The sequence below is a fragment of the Streptomyces sp. NPDC031418 genome (assembly GCF_055581605.1).
In genome coordinates this window covers 257,993-274,724 of record NZ_JBVIJC010000009.1, presented here as the reverse complement: position 1 = coordinate 274,724, position 16,732 = coordinate 257,993, and the positions used below count along the sequence as shown (strand labels likewise).

Annotated in this window: 14 protein-coding genes; 4 read left to right on the top strand and 10 right to left on the bottom strand. The window is 73.3% G+C overall.

The genetic code is table 11. The features are described from left to right. Positions 1-372: 372 nt before the first annotated feature. Positions 373-1,392, top strand: coding sequence for a phosphotransferase (locus ACZ5CZ_RS15670; protein ID WP_467545868.1), 1,020 nt, complete (start codon positions 373-375; stop codon positions 1,390-1,392). Positions 1,393-1,464: 72 nt separating this feature from the next. Here the strand turns inward: ACZ5CZ_RS15670 and ACZ5CZ_RS15665 are convergent, their stop codons facing one another. Beyond that, on the bottom strand, positions 1,465-3,093 hold the full coding sequence (locus tag ACZ5CZ_RS15665; protein ID WP_385841623.1) for a protein kinase domain-containing protein: 1,629 nt from the start codon (positions 3,091-3,093) through the stop codon (positions 1,465-1,467). Between the two features lie 376 nt (positions 3,094-3,469). On the opposite strand from ACZ5CZ_RS15665, the gene ACZ5CZ_RS15660 reads away from it, so the two are divergent. Continuing rightward, positions 3,470-5,137 (top strand): Stk1 family PASTA domain-containing Ser/Thr kinase, encoded by a 1,668-nt coding sequence (locus ACZ5CZ_RS15660; RefSeq protein ID WP_385841622.1) that lies wholly within the window; start codon positions 3,470-3,472, stop codon positions 5,135-5,137. A gap of 84 nt (positions 5,138-5,221) precedes the next feature. Here ACZ5CZ_RS15660 and ACZ5CZ_RS15655 read toward each other — a convergent pair whose 3' ends face one another. Beyond that, positions 5,222-5,758 (bottom strand): bacterial proteasome activator family protein, encoded by a 537-nt coding sequence (locus tag ACZ5CZ_RS15655; protein WP_385841621.1) that lies wholly within the window; start codon positions 5,756-5,758, stop codon positions 5,222-5,224. Between the two features lie 172 nt (positions 5,759-5,930). Between ACZ5CZ_RS15655 and ACZ5CZ_RS15650 the strand changes: the two genes are divergently transcribed. Beyond that, complete coding sequence (locus tag ACZ5CZ_RS15650) at positions 5,931-6,653, top strand: hypothetical protein (protein ID WP_468943014.1); 723 nt, start codon at positions 5,931-5,933, stop codon at positions 6,651-6,653. Between the two features lie 48 nt (positions 6,654-6,701). Here ACZ5CZ_RS15650 and ACZ5CZ_RS15645 read toward each other — a convergent pair whose 3' ends face one another. From ACZ5CZ_RS15645 to pdhA, 6 genes are all read right to left on the bottom strand, one after another. Further along, positions 6,702-7,682, bottom strand: coding sequence for an NAD(P)H-quinone oxidoreductase (locus ACZ5CZ_RS15645; protein WP_467545814.1), 981 nt, complete (start codon positions 7,680-7,682; stop codon positions 6,702-6,704). 163 nt (positions 7,683-7,845) lie between these two features. Then, on the bottom strand, positions 7,846-9,255 hold the full coding sequence (locus ACZ5CZ_RS15640) for a molybdopterin molybdotransferase MoeA (protein ID WP_385841618.1): 1,410 nt from the start codon (positions 9,253-9,255) through the stop codon (positions 7,846-7,848). Then, complete coding sequence (locus tag ACZ5CZ_RS15635; protein ID WP_468943011.1) at positions 9,252-10,148, bottom strand: NTP transferase domain-containing protein; 897 nt, start codon at positions 10,146-10,148, stop codon at positions 9,252-9,254. The genes ACZ5CZ_RS15640 and ACZ5CZ_RS15635 overlap by 4 nt, the downstream gene beginning before the upstream one ends. Before the next feature lie 83 nt (positions 10,149-10,231). Further along, the gene (locus ACZ5CZ_RS15630; protein WP_468943008.1) at positions 10,232-11,620 is read right to left on the bottom strand and encodes a dihydrolipoamide acetyltransferase family protein; all 1,389 of its coding nucleotides are present in this window, start codon (positions 11,618-11,620) and stop codon (positions 10,232-10,234) included. Then, on the bottom strand, positions 11,620-12,624 hold the full coding sequence (locus tag ACZ5CZ_RS15625) for an alpha-ketoacid dehydrogenase subunit beta (protein WP_468943005.1): 1,005 nt from the start codon (positions 12,622-12,624) through the stop codon (positions 11,620-11,622). The genes ACZ5CZ_RS15630 and ACZ5CZ_RS15625 overlap by 1 nt, the downstream gene beginning before the upstream one ends. Then, positions 12,621-13,775, bottom strand: coding sequence for a pyruvate dehydrogenase (acetyl-transferring) E1 component subunit alpha (gene pdhA, locus ACZ5CZ_RS15620; protein ID WP_468943002.1), 1,155 nt, complete (start codon positions 13,773-13,775; stop codon positions 12,621-12,623). The genes ACZ5CZ_RS15625 and pdhA overlap by 4 nt, the downstream gene beginning before the upstream one ends. Before the next feature lie 175 nt (positions 13,776-13,950). On the opposite strand from pdhA, the gene ACZ5CZ_RS15615 reads away from it, so the two are divergent. Further along, positions 13,951-14,475, top strand: a complete 525-nt coding sequence (locus ACZ5CZ_RS15615) for an Lrp/AsnC family transcriptional regulator (protein WP_468943000.1) — start codon at positions 13,951-13,953, stop codon at positions 14,473-14,475. 77 nt (positions 14,476-14,552) lie between these two features. Here ACZ5CZ_RS15615 and ACZ5CZ_RS15610 read toward each other — a convergent pair whose 3' ends face one another. Both ACZ5CZ_RS15610 and ACZ5CZ_RS15605 read right to left on the bottom strand, forming a co-directional pair. Beyond that, the gene (locus tag ACZ5CZ_RS15610) at positions 14,553-15,140 is read right to left on the bottom strand and encodes a TetR/AcrR family transcriptional regulator (protein ID WP_385841611.1); all 588 of its coding nucleotides are present in this window, start codon (positions 15,138-15,140) and stop codon (positions 14,553-14,555) included. Then, the gene (locus ACZ5CZ_RS15605) at positions 15,137-16,651 is read right to left on the bottom strand and encodes a 3-hydroxyacyl-CoA dehydrogenase (protein ID WP_468942996.1); all 1,515 of its coding nucleotides are present in this window, start codon (positions 16,649-16,651) and stop codon (positions 15,137-15,139) included. Before ACZ5CZ_RS15605 ends, ACZ5CZ_RS15610 begins: the two co-directional genes overlap by 4 nt. Positions 16,652-16,732: the final 81 nt, after the last annotated feature.

Sequence of the window (16,732 nt, the reverse complement as noted above, 5' to 3'; positions counted from 1 at the left end):
CCAAGTAAATCGGGGTGGTGTGCAAGCGTGCTGGTCACAGCCTTGTCGCGGCCGGAACATGCGCACGTTATCCCGCTCACCCAGCTCACGGGAAGAGTTTGCGTGCGAGACCGGTTCGCCGTGCCAAGACCGAAAAATCATGGCAATCCTCCCCAGCGGGGTGTCCCGCCGAGAAGACGATCAAGAATTCCTGCGCGGCCCGATGTAGTCCGAATGCAGGCGGAAAAGAGCGGAAGCAACGGAAACATTTGATAAAGCCCGCCGCATGACCGAAAGCGATCACCAGCGACTGTCTGTGATAACCCGCAGCTCACAGGCCTCTTTTCGTGCCCTAGCATCTGCCGCGTGCCGCGCTCTTGTGTACCACCCGCCGTGCCCCACGCGCCCCCTCTCGGCCCCTTGCTGCACCTCTACGCCGCTGGTACGGCCCTCACCTGTGAACCGGTCGAACAGGGCCTGCTGAACCGCGGCTACCGGCTCTGCACCACCCGCGGCCGCTACTTCCTCAAGCACCACTTCGACCCGGACACCGCCGATCCGGCCGCCATCGAACGCCGGCACCGCGCCACCCAGCGCCTCGCCGACCTCGGTGTCCCGGTCGCCCTGCCGCTCACCCACCGCGAGGGCCGCACCGTCGCCGTCATCGGCGGCCACGCCTACGCCCTGCACCCGTGGATCGACGGCAGACACCGCCACGGCGGCCAGCTCACCCGTGGGGAGAGCGCACGCCTCGGCGCACTCCTGGGCGCCGTGCACGCCTGCCTGGAGCGCGTGATGCCGCCGAAGGGGCGCACCCGCCCGGCCACCAGCCCCCACCCGGTGGAGAGCGCCGACCCGGCCGACACCCTCACCGTCATCGACGGCCTGCTCGCGCACGTCGACCGCCACCGCCCCGCGGACGCCTTCGACGAACTGGCCCGGCACCGGCTCCAGGAGCGCCGCGCCCTGCTGGAGCAGCACGCCGACCGGCGCCCGCCGCGCGGCGCCTCGGTGGGCTGGGTGCACGGCGACTTCCACCCGTTCAACCTGCTCTACACCGACGACGACGCACCCGCGGCGATCGTCGACTGGGACCGGCTCGGCGTGCAGCCACGCGCGGAGGAGGCCGTACGCGCCGCCGCGATCTTCTTCGTACGGCCGGCGGGCACGCTGGACCTGCCGAAAGTGCGCGCCTACGCGCGCGCGTACCGGCGCGCGGCCGGTGCGGCGCCCTCGGAGCTGGCGGCGGCCGTGCACCGGGTGTGGTGGGAGCGGCTGAACGACTTCTGGATGCTGCGCTGGCACTACGAACGCGGCGACACGCGCGCGGACTGCCAGTTCCCGGCCGCGTCGGCGCTCGTGGTGTGGTGGACACGCGCGTACGACGCGGTGTGCGACGCGTTCACCGGCTGACGGCGACCGCCCTCAGGACGACGTCCCGCGGGGCGACGGGGTGCCCGGCGGGACGGTCGCCGTGGGTGACCTTCAAGGACCGGTGTCGCCCGTGGTGCCGTCCGTGGCCCCGGTGTCCGTACCGCCGCCGACCGTGGTGCCGGTGTCCGTGCCGCCGTCCACGGTGCCCGTGCCGGTGCCGCCGTCCACGGTGCCGGTGCCGGTGCCGCCGTCCGTCGGGCTGGTGGGCGGCGACTGCGAGGTCGCCGGGTCCGTGGGCGCGGTGGACGGGTCGGTGGTGTCCGGCTGCGACGGGGTGTCCGACGGCGTGGGCGTCGGCGACGTCCAGTGGGAGCCGGAGCCGGTGTCCGAGCCGCTGCCCGTTCCGGTGTCAGAGGTCTGACCGGTGCCGTTGTCGGACGGGGTCGGCGAGTCGGTCTTGTGGTCCGTGGACTTGGAGTGGGTCGTCGTCGGCTTGGTGTCCGTGCCGGGGCTGTGGGTGGTGCCCGTGTTCTTGAGCGCCAGCGCCACACCCGCCGCGATGGCGATCACCGCGAGGACGGCGAGCACCCAGAGCTTGCCGCGGCCGCTGCCCCTGTTGCCGTGTCCCTCGAAGCCGCCGTCGTCACCGCCGCCGTAGCCCTGCGGCAGGATCGACTGCGGGATCTGCGCGGTGCCGGCGCCGTCCATGGGGTGCGGCATCGCGGTCGTCCCCGCGAAGCCGCCCGCCGGCGTGTGCCGGCCGTCGTGCGCCTCCACCGGGCCGGTGTTCCAGGTGCCGGTGTAGCCGCCCTGGTCGTACAGCATCTGCACGCCGTACTGGACCAGGCCGCGCATCTCCTCGGCCGTCTGGAACCGGTCGTCCGGCTCCTTGGCGAGCGAGCGCATGACCAGGCCGTCCAGCTCCGGCGGGCAGCCCTCGGAGACCTGCGACGGCGGCACCGGCATGTCCTGGACGTGCTGGTAGACCACCGACAGCGGGGTCTCGCCGGTGAACGGGGGCCGCAGCGCGAGGAGTTCGTACAGCAGACAGCCGGTCGCGTACAGGTCGGAGCGGTGGTCGACGGCCTTGCCGAGCGCCTGCTCCGGCGAGAGGTACTGCGGCGTGCCCATGACCATGCCGGTCTGGGTCATCGTCGTGGACGCGCCGTGCAGGGCGCGGGCGATGCCGAAGTCCATCACCTTGACCGCGCCGCTGTGCGTGATGATGACGTTGGCCGGCTTGATGTCACGGTGCACGATGCCGTGCTGGTGCGAGTAGGCGAGCGCCTCCAGCACCCCGGAGACGATGATCAGCGCCTGCTCGGGACCCGGCGCGTCGGCGGTCATCAGCAGGTCACGGATGGTGCGGCCCTCGACCAGCTCCATCACGATGTACGGCACGGACTGGCCACCGACGACGTCCTCGCCGGAGTCGTACACGGCGACGATCGCGTGGTGGTTGAGGCCCGCGACCGACTGCGCCTCACGGGTGAAGCGGGCCTTGGAGACCGGGTCCTCGGCGAGATCCGCGCGGAGCAGCTTCACCGCGACGGTACGGCCCAGACGGACGTCCTCGGCGGCGAACACCTCGGCCATGCCGCCCCGGCCCAGCCGGTGCGTGAGCCGGTACCGGCCGTCGCCGACGAGCCCGCCGTTGCCCCACATCTCCGGCGCGTCCGACATGCCGCCGCCAGTCGCCTCGGGGTCGGACGGGCCCTGGGCGCGCTGCGTCTGTGCCATCAGTCCTCGCCGTCGTTTCTGCCCGCGGTGCGCGCGGTGTTGTCACGGTCTCCGTCGGCCACGCTACAGCCTCCGTCGGGCCCGCCGGTCCGGAACCGGAACCGGGACCGGTCCGGCGCCGGACCGGCCATCAAACCTGTAGCACGCGCTGTCGTGCAAATTCTGTGTGCCGGTCGTACGCCCCCTGTAACGCTTGCGCGACGCTTCTTTCGCGTACGGTCACGGAACGGGCACCGAGCTTGACGTGTCAGTGGCCTGGGGCAGACTTGGCCGGTAATGACACATTCGATCAAGGCCTGCGCGGCCGGCGTCTGATCAGCAGCGGATACGACGCGATCGACGACGGCGCCGGACGGGCAGTGGGGGACGCGGAGACATGAGCCAGGACGGCGCACACGGCCGGTACGCGGGGCAGGGCCTGGCCGGCGGCCGCTACCAGCTGCGCGACTTGCTCGGCGAAGGCGGCATGGCCTCGGTGCACCTGGCGTACGACGCCGTGCTCGACCGCCAGGTCGCGATCAAGACGCTCCATACGGAACTCGGCCGGGAGCAGGCCTTCCGCGAGCGCTTTCGCCGCGAGGCGCAGGCCGTGGCGAAGCTCACGCACACCAACATCGTCTCCGTCTTCGACACGGGCGAGGACGAGCTGGACGGCATGGCGATGCCGTACATCGTCATGGAGTACGTCGAGGGCCGCCCGCTGGGCTCGGTCCTCGAGGAGGACGTCCGGCAGTACGGCGCCATGCCCGCGGACAAGGCCCTGAAGGTCACCGCGGACGTGCTCGCGGCGCTGGAGATCAGCCACGAGGCGGGGCTGGTCCACCGCGACATCAAGCCGGGCAACGTGATGGTGACCAAGCGCGGCGTGGTCAAGGTGATGGACTTCGGCATCGCCCGCGCCATGCAGTCCGGTGTCACCTCGATGACCCAGACCGGCATGGTCGTCGGCACCCCGCAGTACCTCTCGCCGGAGCAGGCGCTCGGCCGGGGCGTGGACGCCCGCTCCGACCTGTACTCGGTCGGCATCATGCTGTTCCAGCTGGTCACCGGGCGGCTGCCGTTCGACGCGGACTCGCCGCTGGCGATCGCCTACGCGCATGTGCAGGAGGAGCCGGTCGCGCCCTCCTCGATCAACCGCTCCCTGCCGCCCGCCGTGGACGCGCTCGTCGCCCGCGCGCTGAAGAAGAACCCGAACGAGCGTTTCCCGACCGCCGAGGCCATGCGGGACGAGTGCCTGCGGATCGCCGCGTCCTTCCAGGCGGCCCCGCCGAGCATCGTGCCGGGCGCCGGGCCGCAGCAGAGCGGTTCGGGCGTGGGCTCCGCGGTGTTCCCGCCGGTCGGCCAGGCCGCGCAGACGGCCCCCGGGCCGGTGCAGACGCCGTACCAGCCGGGTCCGTACGGCCCGCAGACGGCCGCCCCGGCCGCGCACACCCCCGCGCCTGCCTACGGCTACCCGCAGCAGGCCCAGCAGACGGCGCCCCCGGTCGGCTACGGCCCGCAGGGCGCCGCGACCCCGCCGCCGTACACGATCTCGCCCCAGCCGGCCACGCAGACCGGAGGGCGCTCCGGCGGCTCCGGCGGCGGGAAGAGCAACAAGCCGGTGATCATCGGCTCGATCGCGGTGTCGCTCGTCGCGGTCGTCGGTCTGATCGTCGCGATGTCGATGAGCAGCAGCAGCGACGACACCGGCGGGGGCGGCGGGGCCAGCGCCAGCGCCAGCGCCTCGACGTCCTCCGCGCACCGGTCGGGCTACCGCCCCCCGGACCGCTCCAAGGTGATCGACAAGACCCAGTGCACGGAGCCCACCAAGGCGTGGGACGACGCGAGCAAGATCGAACTGCCCGACTTCCGGTACAAGGACATCAACTCCGTGAAGGCCTGCTTCCAGGCCGCGGGCTGGATGATGAACATCAAGAAGGTGGACAACAACACCTGGGGTGACGGCACCGTGCTGGACCAGTTCCCGTCCCAGGGCTCGGACGTCGACAAGAAGGACCCGGGCACCATCGAGCTGAGCGTGTCGACGGGCAACCCGCCGCAGTGAGGCGCACGCGCTGACGAAGGGGCCCGGCGGTCGTCCGCCGGGCCCCTTCTCATGCGGTGTGATCTCGGATGTCGTGCTGACGGTCTACAGGTACGGCCCGCCCGAGCGGCCACCGGTGCGGGGGTCGTCCCCGCCCTCGTGGCTCATGCCCGGCGGCAGCGCGCGGCGCATCTGCTCCAACTGGGCCCGCGCGGCCATCTGCTGGGCGAACAGCGTGGTCTGGATCCCGTGGAACAGGCCCTCCAGCCAGCCCACCAACTGCGCCTGGGCGATCCGCAGTTCCGCGTCGCTGGGGGTGGTGTCGTCGTTGAACGGCAGGGACAGCCGCTCGAGCTCCTCGACCAGCTCCGGCGCCAGGCCGTCCTCCAGCTCCTTCACCGAGCTGTGGTGGATCTCCTTCAGCCGGGCCCGGCTGGCCTCGTCGAGAGGAGCCGCGCGCACCTCCTCCAGGAGCTGCTTGATCATGCTGCCGATCCGCATGACCTTGGCCGGCTGCTCGACCTGCTCCGTCACCGGGGTCTCGCGGGATTCCTCGTCCCCGCCGCCGAGTGCCATCCCGTCCTGGCCCACGACGAGGATCTGGGGATTCTCCGGCGACCGTTCGTTCCTCGGCATCTCCATGCCGCCATTCTCTCGCACCAGTACACCTCATCACCGTGGTGCCCCCTCGCGGGACTGATCCACCGTTTAGACCTGACGGAGCAATCCAAAATGCCCTGTTAAGTCATGAATGTGAGGCTTGTTCTCTCGTTATCCATCGATTACGGCCTCTGGGCTCCGGGAGGTCACCGACGTGACTCCAAGGCAGCGACTCACCTTCCACCGCGTACGGCTGCTGCTCGCCCTCACGGCGACCCTGGCGGCGTACACCGCCACCCCCGCCTGCGCCGCGCCCGTACACGCCCCGGAGCCCGGTCCCACGCACCTCTTCGGCTCCGGGCATCCGGCCGCCTCGGGCTCCCCCGGCCATGTCCGGCAGGACGCCCGGCAGCACGGGCGGCCGCACGACGACACACCGGACGCTCCCGTGGCATCGGCCGGCGCGACGGACGCCCCCGGCCAGGATCCGCCCGCTCCGGCCGAGGAGTCGCCCGTGGTCATGCCCTCCGACTCCGCGTCCGCCTCGTTCCGGCCCGCGGACCCCGATCCGTCCCGGGCGGGGAGCCTGGCGGGCCAGGGGCGGATGCGTCCGGGCCGGCCGGACGGGCCCGCCGCCGAGGTGGAGGGCGACGACGACGCCGTACCCACACAGCCGCCCGACCCCGCCGGCATACCGGAGGAGCCGGAGACCGCGGATCCCGCCGGACAGTCACCGGCGGCCTCGCAGCCGCCGGAGGAGGCCGGCCTCGACCCCGCGCGTCCCCCGCTGCGGCCGGCCGCCACCCAGAACGCCGCCCAGCAGAGCCAGGACGCCGGCGAGCCGGTGCTGGACATCCTTCCGCTGGGCAGCGGCCTGGTCTTCATCGGGCTGGGCCTCGGCCTCGCGTTCCTGGGCCTGCGGCTGCGCAAGAGCTGAGACGCGCCTGCGACCACGGCCACGGCCACGGCCCTCACCCGGACGTGACTACGGCGCGACCAGCAGCACCTTGCCGATATGGCCGCTGGCCTCCACCACACGGTGTGCCTCCGCCGCCTGGTCCATCGGCAGCTCACGGTCCACGACCGCCCGGACGTGCCCGGCCTCGACCAACGGCCACACATGCTCCCGCACCGCCGCCACGATCGCCGCCTTCTCGTCCAGCGGCCGCGCCCGCAGCGACGTCGCGCTGATCGCGGCCCGCTTGCCGAGCAGCATGCCGAGATTCAGCTCGCCCTTGACCCCGCCCTGGAGCCCGATGATCGAGAGCCGGCCGTTGACGGCGAGCGCCTGGACGTTGCGGTCCAGGTACTTGGCGCCCATGTTGTCGAGGATGACATCGGCACCCGCCCCGCCCGTGGCCTGCCGGATCTCCTCGACGAAGTCCTGCTCCCGGTAGTTGACGAGGATGTCCGCGCCCAGCTCGGCGCAGCGCTCCAGCTTCTCCTTGGTGCCGGCGGTCACCGCGACCTTGGCGCCGACGGCCTTCGCGAGCTGGATCGCCATGGTCCCGATGCCGCTGGAGCCGCCGTGCACCAGCAGGGTCTCTCCGGGCCGCAGATGGGAGACCATGAACACGTTGGACCAGACGGTGCAGACCACTTCGGGCAGTGCGGCGGCCTGCTTCAGGCCGACGCCCTCGGGCACGGGCAGCAGCTGCCCTGCCGGTACGGCGACCTTCTGGGCGTAGCCGCCGCCCGCGAGCAGCGCGCACACCGTGTCGCCCACGGCCCAGCCGGACACCCCGGGGCCGAGTGCGGCGATGGTGCCGGAGCACTCCAGGCCGGGGTAGGAGGAGGCGCCGGGCGGCGGGTTGTAGAAGCCCTGGCGCTGCATGATGTCGGCGCGGTTGACGGCGCTGGCCGCCACCTCGACCAGCACCTCGCCCTCGCCGGGCACCGGATCGGGAACCTCTTCCCACACCAGCACGTCAGGATCGCCGAATTCGGGAATCGTGATCGCATACATGCCCGTGACGCTACTCCGCCGCCGGGCTTGTCACCCGTCTCGCGCGGGGCGGGTGTCCGAGGTCACCCGGGTGCCGGGCGCGTCGGGGGGGATGGCCTCATGGCCCGGTTGTTTCACGTGAAACACACCGCGCCATGGGCGATGGCGTGATGGCCGGGTTGTTTCACGTGAAACACACCCCGATTCCGCCGGTCGCCCAGGGCAGGTCCAGCAGTTCCGTCTCCGCGCCCTGCCGTGCTCCGCCGGGCGGTACGACGGCCAGCGCGTCGGCGGCGGCGATGCCCCGGAGCATGGCGGGGCCGTTGTAGTGCAGCGGTACGGCGCGGTCGCCGCGCAGCGTCACCGGGATGAGCCGGGTGTCGTACGGGTGGCCCTGCACCGCCTCCCTCAGCGGCAGTGTGTACGGCTCGGGGGCCGGGTGGGCGGCCAGGGTCCGCAGCAGCGGCTCGGCGAGGGTCAGCAGGCCGGAGACGGCCGCGAGGGGGTTGCCGGGCAGGCCCACGAGGTGCTGGTCGTCCTTGGTGCGGGCGAGCAGCATGGGGTGGCCGGGGCGCACCTTGACGCCGTCGACGAGGAGTTCGGCGCCGATGCGTTCCAGGGTGGGGTGGACGTGGTCGACGGGTCCGGCGGCGGTGCCGCCGGTGGTGACGATCAGGTCGGCGGTGGAGCCGGTGACCGCCTTGAGGAGCGCCCGGGCGTCGTCACCGATGCGGCGCACCGCGGACACCTCGGCGCCGAGCGCACGCAGCCAGGGCGGCAGCATCGGGCCGAGCGCGTCCCGGATCAGCCCGTCGTGCGGCAGTCCCTCGGTCAGCAACTCGTCGCCGAGGACGAGGACGTCGACGCGGGGGCGCGGGACGGCGGCGACCGTGTCGTAGCCGGCCGCCGCGGCGAGGCCCAGGACGGCAGGGGTGACCAGGGTGCCGGCGGGCAGCAACTGGTCACCACTGCGGCACTCCTGGCCGCGCGGGCGGATGTCCTGGCCGTGGACCATCTCCCGGGTGGGGTGCAGCCGTCCCTGGGCGTCGGTGCGGCCGTGCTCGGTGCGCAGGACGCCGGTGGTGTCGGCGGGGATGCGGGCGCCGGTGGCGATCCGCACGGCCTCTCCGTCGGTGAGCGGCGCGGGCTGGGCGTGTCCGGCGAGCACCCCTTCGTCCCGTACCTGCCAGGGGCCGGGCCCGGCGACCGCCCAGCCGTCCATGGCGGAGGTGTCGAAGGAGGGCAGGTCGGTGAGCGCGTCGAGCGGGGCGGCCAGGACCAGGCCGAGCGCGTCGCCGAGCGGCACGGAGACGGGGGCGCGGCGGGCCCGGGTGCGGGCGGCCCGGGCAGCGGTCTCGCGGGCCTCGGGCCAGGGCGTGGCCCGGTGCCGTGCGGCCGCGCGCCGGTCGGGTGCGGGGGCTGCCGGGGCCGGGACGTGCCCGGCGTCGCCGGCGCCGGGTTCCCTGCCGGTCTCCGCGCCGGGGTTCCTGCCGGGGTCGTGGTCGGGGTCCTTACCGGCTTCCCTCACGAGTGCCAGGGCCTCCTCGACGTCGAGGTCGTCGCTCTCCCCGGCGCGGGTTCCGGGGGCGGTCATCCGGCGTCCGGGGCGCCGGTGCCCCCGCCGCTCTCCGCTTCCCACCGCAGGGCCAGCGCGGTGGCCTTGCGGGCGGCCTCGGCCACGGCCTCGGGGCCGCCCTCGGCGCGGGCGGCGGCGTAGCCGACGAGGAAGGTGGTCAGCGGGGCGGCGGGCCGGGCGACGCCGTGTGCGGCGTCCCGGGCCAGGTCGAGCAGGAGGCCGGTGTCGACGTCCAGGTCGATGCCCAGCTCGTCCTTGACTGCGGAGATCCATTCATCCAACACGTGCCCATGCTCCCTGATGCGTGCCCTGGCGTTGACGATGTCGTCCCAGGTGTCGCAGTCGAAGGACGCGAGCGGGTCCGGGACGCGGGTGAGGCGGAGGGCGCCGGTCAGCCGGCGCAGGGGAAGCCCGGTGAGGCCGTCGGGCGCGGCGGCGAGGGCGGTCAGCTCGCGGCGGAGGGCGGCGGTGCGGTAGGCGGCCACGAGCGGCTGGTCGCGGCCGTCGGCGTCGGTGAGCAGCGCGCCGTCGGCGCCGGTGTCCCGCACCGCGGTCAACAGGCGTTCCAGCACGGCCGGTGCGAGGAAGGGCAGGTCGGCGGAGAGGACGACGGCGTACTCGGCCGTGGTGTGCCGCAGGCCCGCCTCCAGCGCGGCGACCGGGCCGGCGCCGGGCGGCTCCTCGCGCGTCCAGCGCACCGCGCGGGCGGTGGGCCGGGGGGCGGCCACGACGACGGTCGTACCGGCGCCCGCGCAGGCCGCGAGCACCCGGTCGAGCAGCGCGCGGCCGCCGACGCGGACGGACGGCTTGTCGGCCCCGCCGAGCCGCCGGGCGGCCCCGCCGGCCAGCACGACGGCGTCGTACGGCGCGGGGCCGGGGCCCGCGGGGGTGGCGGGGGCGGTGTAGGTCACCCTCCGAGTATGTCCTGCGCGCTCCCGCGGCCGGGCCGGTGCCTCACAGGGCGGACAGCGGCCCGGACGTCAGGGGCGGTGCGTCACAGGGTGCGCAGGAGCACCGCCGGGTGTTCCACGCAGTCGGCGACATAGCGGAGGAAGCCGCCCGCCGTGCCGCCGTCGCACACCCGGTGGTCGAAGGTGAGCGAGAGCTGTACGACCTGACGCACGGCCAGCTCGCCCTCGTGCACCCATGGCTTGGGGACGATGCGGCCGACGCCGAGCATGGCCGCCTCCGGGTGGTTGATGATCGGGGTGGAGCCGTCGACGCCGAACACCCCGTAGTTGTTCAACGTGAAGGTCCCGCCGGTGAGTTCCCCGGGTGTCAGGGTGCCGGTGCGGGCCGCCTCGGTGAGCCGGGCGAACTCGGCGGTCAGCGACTCGGCGTCGCGCGCCTGGGCGTCCCGGACGACGGGCACGACCAGCCCGCGGTCGGTCTGCGCGGCGAAGCCGAGGTGGACCTGTTCGAGCCGGACGATCTCGCGGGCCTCGGTGTCCACGGTGGAGTTCAGCTCGGGGAACCGGGCCAGCGCGGCGGTGCAGATCCGGGCGAGCAGCGCGAGCAGGGAGATCTTGGTGCCTCCGGCGGCGTTCATCGCGGCCCGCGCCCGCATGAGTTCCGTCGCGTCGGCGTCGACCCAGCAGGTCGCGTCCGGGATCTCCCGGCGGCTGCGGGACAGCTTGTCGGCGACGGCACCGCGGACGCCCTTGAGCGGCACGCGGACGCCGTCCCGCGGGGTACCGACGGGCGTCGGCCGGACCGTGGCCGCTGTGGCGTGGCCGGGCTCCGCCGGGGCGGGGGCCTGGTGGAGCGGCTGGGCCGTCGCCGGGCCTGCGGCCCTGGCCCGCAGGGCGCCCTCGACGTCCGCGCGCAGGATGAGCCCCTCCGGGCCGGAACCGGACAGCTGCCTGAGGTCCAGGCCGTTGTCCCGGGCGAGCCTGCGCACCAGCGGGGAGATGACGGGCACCGGGCCGGTGCCCGCCGCGGCGGGCCGCGCGGGCGCGGGGCCGGGCGCAGCGGGGGCCGCGGTCGCTGCGGGGGCGGCGGCGGCCGGGGCGGGCGCGGGGCGCTCCGCCGGGACGGGCGCCGTGGCGGCCGTACGGACCCTGCGGCGCCGGGGCGGCGCCTCGGAGGTGCCGTAGCCGACCAGGACGTTCCCCGAGCTCTCCGGGGCCGCCGACGGTTCGCCGACGGCAACGGTCAGCAGCGGGGCGCCGACGGGCAGTTCGGTGCCCTCCTCGCCGAAGCGGGCGGTGACCACACCGCCGTAGGGGCAGGGCACCTCGACCATCGCCTTGGCCGTCTCGACCTCGACCACGGGCTGGTCGATGGCGACGACATCGCCGACCTGGACCAGCCAGCGGACGATCTCCGCCTCGGTGAGGCCCTCGCCGAGGTCGGGCAGCTTGAACTCCAGCACCTGTGCCATCAGCCCTCGGCCTCCCACTGGAGCCTGGCCACGGCGTCCAGGATGCGGTCGACGCCGGGCAGGTGGTGCCGCTCCAGCATGGGCGGCGGGTAGGGGATGTCGAACCCGGCCACGCGCAGCACGGGCGCCTCCAGATGGTGGAAGCAGCGCTCGGTGATCCGGGCCGCGATCTCGCCGCCCGGTCCGCCGAACCCGGTGGACTCGTGGACGACGACCGCGCGGCCGGTGCGCCGGACGGACGCGCAGACCGTCTCGTCGTCGAACGGCACCAGGGAGCGCAGGTCGACGACGTCCAGGTCCCAGCCCTCGGCCTGGGCGGCCTCGGCGGCCTCCAGGCAGACCGGGAGGGAGGGGCCGTAGGTGATGAGGGTGGCACTGCGGCCGGCGCGGCGGACGACCGCCCGCCCGATGGGCTCGACGTCCGTGGGCTGCTCGGGGTTCCAGGAGTCCTTGGACCAGTACAGCCGCTTGGGTTCGAGGAAGACGACCGGGTCGTCGGAGGCGATGGCCTGGCGCAGCAGGCCGTAGGCGTCGGCGACGGTCGCGGGCGTGACGACGTGCAGCCCCGGGGTGGCCATGTAGTAGGCCTCGGAGGAGTCGCTGTGGTGCTCGACGCCGCCGATGCCGCCGCCGTAGGGGACGCGGACGGTGATCGGCAGCGGCATCCGGCCGCGCGTGCGGTTGCGCATCCGCGAGACATGGCTGATCAGCTGCTCGAACGCCGGGTAGGCGAAGGCGTCGAACTGCATCTCCACGACCGGGCGCAGCCCGTACATGGCCATGCCGACGGCGGTGCCGAGGATGCCGGCCTCGGCGAGCGGGGTGTCGGTGCAGCGGTCCTCGCCGAACTCCTTGGCGAGGCCGTCGGTGACCCGGAAGACACCGCCGAGGGCGCCGACGTCCTCGCCCATGACGTGCACGGTGGGGTCGGCGGCCATGGCGTCGCGCAGCGCCCGGGTGAGGGCCTGGGCCATGGTGGCGGGCTTGACGGCGACGGTGGTCATCGGGCGCCGCCTTCCTGCGCGCCGTGCTGCTCCTGCTCGGCCTCCAGCTCGGCGCGCAGCAGGGCGCGCTGCTCGCGCAGCTGGGCCGTGGTCTCGGCGTAGACGTGGTCGAAGAGGTCCATGGGGTTCAGCTCGGGGTCCCGGTTCATGCCGTCACGCAGGGAGGCGGCCATCGTCTCGGCTTCCTGCCGGACGGCCTCGATGCCGGCCTGGTCGATCAGCCCGCGCGCGGTCAGCTCGGCCTCCAGCAGCTCGATCGGGTCATGGGCGCGCCATGCCTCGACCTCGGCGTCACCGCGGTAGCGGGTGGCGTCGTCGGCGTTGGTGTGGGCGTCGATGCGGTACGTCACCGCCTCGACCAGGGTGGGGCCGCCGCCCGCGCGCGCGTGCCGTACGGCGTCGCTGAGCACCTCGTGGACGGCGATGGCGTCGTTGCCGTCCACCAGTCGGCCCGGCATGCCGTAGCCGACGGCCTTGTGCGCCAGGGAGGGCGCGGCGGTCTGCTTGGCGAGCGGGACCGAGATGGCGAAGCCGTTGTTCTGCACCAGGAAGACGACCGGTGCCTGCCAGACGGCGGCGAAGTTCAGCGCCTCGTGGAAGTCGCCCTCGCTGGTGCCGCCGTCCCCGACCATGGCGAGCGCGACGACGTCGTCGCCCTTGAGGCGGGCCGCGTGCGCCAGACCGACGGCGTGCGGCAACTGGGTGGCCAGCGGGGTGCTGAGCGGGGCGACGCGGTGGGCGTAGGGGTCGTAGCCGCTGTGCCAGTCGCCGCGCAGCAGGGTGAGGGCCTCGACGGGGTCCACGCCCCGGGCGACGACGGCGAGGGTGTCCCGGTAGCTGGGGAAGAGCCAGTCGCGCTCCTCGAGGGCCAGCGCGGCGGCCACCTCACAGGCCTCCTGGCCGGTGCTGGAGGGGTAGACGGCGAGGCGGCCCTGCTTGGTGAGCGCGGTGGCCTGCGTGTTGTAGCGGCGGCCGCGCACGAGTTGGGCGTGAAGGCGGCGCAGCAGCTCCGGGTCGGCCTTGGCGGCCGCCTCGGTGCCGAGGACGCGGTAGGGCTCGGCGTCGGGCAGCAGTGGCGCGGGGTCCATACGGGGCTGCCAGGCGGGCGGCGGGGCGGGCCGGTAGGCACCCCGCTGCTCCATCACCGTCATGACGGCACCTCCTCGTGGAAGCGGCTACGGGAGGCGCGTCGGCTGTGACCCGCCTCACCTACCGATTGTTCGGTCGACGGCACATTTTGGCTACAGGCCCCGCCAGGCTGTGGACAAACGGTTCTCCACAGCCTGGAATGAACGCAGGACGTCCACAGCAATGAAGCGGGGGGACATGGCACCTGAACAAATGGCCGACGCGCCGTACGACGCGGCACGGGACATGTCCCAGGAAGGCGGTGTGCTGCCGCCGCCGCGCCCGCTGGACGCCATCGATCAGGACATCCTGAAGATCCTCCAGGCGGACGGCCGTGCCTCGATACGGTCCGTCGCCGAACGCGTCCACGTCTCGCGCGCCAACGCCTACGCGCGGATCAACCGGCTCGTCGAGGACGGGGTGATCCGCGGGTTCAGCGCGCGCGTGGACCACGAACGCGCCGGACACGGCACCTCGGCGTACATCACGCTCAAGATCGTGCAGAACAGCTGGCGCACGGTCCGCGAGCAGCTGCGGCAGCTGCCCGGCGCCTCGCACATCGCCCTCATGGGCGGCGACTTCGACGTGCTGCTCCTGGTGCACACACCCGACAACCGGGCGCTGCGCGAGCTGGTGCTCACCCGGCTCCAGGCGATCCCGGAGGTGCTGAGCACCCGCACCCTGCTGGTGTTCGAGGAGGAGGACCTGGAGCCGGATTCCTGAGCCGGACCCGAGACCGGCTCAGCCCGCCCTCGGCCCCGCTCCAGGCCGGCGAACCAGCCCCGCTCCAGGCCGGGGTATCAGTCCTGCTTCAGGCCGGTGAAGACCAGTCGGACGACCGCGTCGGCCACCTCCCGGCCGCTGGCGCCCCGCGCCTCCGGCCGGTACCACTCCACGATGGAGTTGATCATGCCGAAGACGAGTCGGGTGGCGAGCCGCCCCTCCACGTCGTCGCGTACGTCGCCGTCGGCGGCGGCCGCCTTCAGCAGCTCGGCGACCTGGTGGTCGAAGTCCCGGCGGCGATCCAGCGCCCACCGCTCGGTGGCGGTGTTGCCGCGCACGCGCAGCAGCAGCGTCACATAGGGCAGCTCGGCTATGAGCACCTCGACCATGCGCCGTACGACGTGCTCCAGCCGGTCGACGGGACGCCCCACGCGCGCGTGCTCCTCGCCCAGGATGCCGAACAGGCCGTCCAGGGCGCGGCTGACGGCCCGCCGCAGCAGCTCTTCCTTGCCGCTGACGTGGTGGTAGATCGACGACTTGGAGATGCCCGCCGCCTTGGACAGATGCTCCATCGACGTGCCGTCGTAGCCGCGCTGGTTGAACACCTGGACGGCGACGGAGAGCAGCGTCTCGGGTGTGTAGGTGTCGCGCTTGGGGGTGGTCATTCCGTGCCCTCCCGGTTCTCGGCCGCGCATGCGTGGCGGTAGAGCGCGAGGGAGGGCGCGTAGCGCCCGGAGGGGTCGCGCTCGTGCATCTCGTCCAGGACCTCGAAGGCGAACTCGCGGCCGAGCCGGCGGTCCCACTCGAAGGGGCCGAGCGGGTAGTTGACCCCCAGCCGCATGGCGGTGTCGATGTCCTCCTCGGTGGCCACGCCCTTGGCGACCGCGTCGTGCGCGAGGTCGATGATCCGGGCGACCGTACGGGCGACGATCATGCCGGGGACGTCCCCGATGACGCTGACGTCCTTGCCGAGCGCCTGGAACAGCCCGACGGCCTCGGCGAGGGTGCGGGGCGAGGTGTCCTGGCAGGTGGACAGGGCGATGCGGGTGGCCGTGCGGTAGTCCAGCGCGAGGTCGAAGTAGACGACGTCGCGGAACTCCACGGAGGTCTGACCGTCGGCCAGCACCAGCTGGCCGCCGCTGGGCAGCACCAGACGGGTGCCGTTGTCCTCTTCCTCCTCGCGGACCTGGATGCCCGCCTCCCGGACCAGCGTGAGCACCTCGCGCGCGGGGCCGAGATCGCCCTCGGCGACGACGTACGCGGGCGGCTGCTCCTTGTCGGCGGTGTGCGGCTCGGGCCGCTCGGCGCCGTCGGCGTAGTCGTACCAGCCGTGTCCGCTCTTGCGGCCGAGCCGGCCGGACTCCACGAGCCGGCGCTGGGCCAGGGACGGGGTGAAGCGCACGTCCTGGAAGAAGGACTGCCACACCGAGTGGGTGACGGACTCGTTGACGTCCTGGCCGATCAGGTCGGTCAGTTCGAAGGCGCCCATCCTGAAGCCACCGCACTCGCGCAGCACCGCGTCGATGGTGGCCGGGTCGGCGGCCTGCGCCTCGTAGACGGCGAACGCCTCGGCGTAGAACGGCCGGGCGATGCGGTTGACGATGAAGCCGGGCGTGTCCGCGCAGGCCACCGGGGTCTTGCCCCAGGCGCGGGCGGTCTCGTACGCGCGGGTGGCCGAGGTGACGTCGGTGGCGAAGCCGGAGACGACCTCGACCAGCGGGAGCAGCGGGGCCGGGTTGAAGAAGTGCAGGCCCACGAAGCGGCCGGGCCGGCGCAGGGCGCCGCCGATGGCCGTCACGGACAGGGAGGAGGTGTTGGTGGCGAGCAGACAGTCCTCGGCGACGATCTCCTCCAGCTCGCGGAAGAGCTGCTGCTTGATGTCCAGCCGCTCCAGCACGGCCTCGACGACCAGCGCGCAGTCCGCCAGTCCGGCCAGGTCGTCCACCGGCGTCAGCCGGGCGCGGGCCGCGTCCCGCTCGGCGTCGCCGAGCCGGCCCTTGGCCGCGAGCCGGTCGAGGCGGGCGCCGATGGCTTCGGCCGCCTCCCGGGCCCGCCCGGCGACGGCGTCGTAGAGCCGCACGGGGTGGCCGGCGACCAGCGCGACCTGGGCGATGCCCTGGCCCATGGTGCCGGTGCCGACGACGGCGACGGGGCTGTTGAGGTCGAGTGCTGTCATGTGCGCGATCCTCCCGCACGGGGTTTTCCACAGATGCGGCAGGCCCCCTTGTCCCGACCGATCGTTCGGTTACTCTAGCTC

What these genes read in the sequence shown, in the direction of transcription:
- ACZ5CZ_RS15665 (WP_385841623.1), bottom strand. Translation starts at nt 3,093, where the DNA reads ATGGCACAGACGCAGCGCGCCCAGGGCCCGTCCGACCCCGAGGCGACT.
- ACZ5CZ_RS15660 (WP_385841622.1), top strand. Translation starts at nt 3,470, where the DNA reads ATGAGCCAGGACGGCGCACACGGCCGGTACGCGGGGCAGGGCCTGGCC.
- ACZ5CZ_RS15655 (WP_385841621.1), bottom strand. Translation starts at nt 5,758, where the DNA reads ATGGAGATGCCGAGGAACGAACGGTCGCCGGAGAATCCCCAGATCCTC.
- ACZ5CZ_RS15645 (WP_467545814.1), bottom strand. Translation starts at nt 7,682, where the DNA reads ATGTATGCGATCACGATTCCCGAATTCGGCGATCCTGACGTGCTGGTG.
- ACZ5CZ_RS15640 (WP_385841618.1), bottom strand. Translation starts at nt 9,255, where the DNA reads ATGACCGCCCCCGGAACCCGCGCCGGGGAGAGCGACGACCTCGACGTC.
- ACZ5CZ_RS15630 (WP_468943008.1), bottom strand. Translation starts at nt 11,620, where the DNA reads ATGGCACAGGTGCTGGAGTTCAAGCTGCCCGACCTCGGCGAGGGCCTC.
- ACZ5CZ_RS15625 (WP_468943005.1), bottom strand. Translation starts at nt 12,624, where the DNA reads ATGACCACCGTCGCCGTCAAGCCCGCCACCATGGCCCAGGCCCTCACC.
- pdhA (WP_468943002.1), bottom strand. Translation starts at nt 13,775, where the DNA reads ATGACGGTGATGGAGCAGCGGGGTGCCTACCGGCCCGCCCCGCCGCCC.
- ACZ5CZ_RS15615 (WP_468943000.1), top strand. Translation starts at nt 13,951, where the DNA reads ATGGCACCTGAACAAATGGCCGACGCGCCGTACGACGCGGCACGGGAC.
- ACZ5CZ_RS15610 (WP_385841611.1), bottom strand. Translation starts at nt 15,140, where the DNA reads ATGACCACCCCCAAGCGCGACACCTACACACCCGAGACGCTGCTCTCC.
- ACZ5CZ_RS15605 (WP_468942996.1), bottom strand. Translation starts at nt 16,651, where the DNA reads ATGACAGCACTCGACCTCAACAGCCCCGTCGCCGTCGTCGGCACCGGC.